Here is a 472-nt window from a genome sequence, read left to right on the forward strand (position 1 = left end):
CTAATAAAAGCGACGATTTTCATTATTATTTCTGAAAATCGTCGCTTTTTTATGTTTATAGAGAAAATCGCAGCTCGAAGAGCTGCCAATTTCCTAACGTTGACAGCCATACACGCTATGCCAACTTCGGTTTCAACTTTCTCAATACCTCTGACAGACATTCGAGTGAAACCCAAATTAGCCTTCAGATTACCAAAAAAAGTTTCAACATCAATTTTTCTTTGTTTATAAATTGATGAAGTTTTTGGATCTGAAAGCTTTTCTCTAGTGAAGTGCTTATAAAATTCCCAAACCATATTTCTTCTGATTGTTTTCAAAGTATCTGGTCTGGCTTTAGGGTTCATGCATTCTTTTCTGAGCGGACATTCTATACAGTCATAACATTTATATTCTTTAAATTGACGTTGATATCCATATTTATCATTTCGGAATCTATAGCCAGAAAAGAATAATAGTTTATTGTTTGGACAAA

The 472-nt window shown here is 33.1% G+C and carries 1 protein-coding gene; it reads right to left on the minus strand.

What is annotated here, in order from left to right:
* The coding region (locus tag HMPREF2937_RS02365; RefSeq protein ID WP_142351390.1) for a transposase at window positions 1–472 on the minus strand (472 nt) is incomplete at both ends.

It is taken from the genome of Staphylococcus sp. HMSC061G12 (genome assembly GCF_001838465.1).
Classification (GTDB): Bacteria; Bacillota; Bacilli; order Staphylococcales; family Staphylococcaceae; genus Staphylococcus; species Staphylococcus simulans.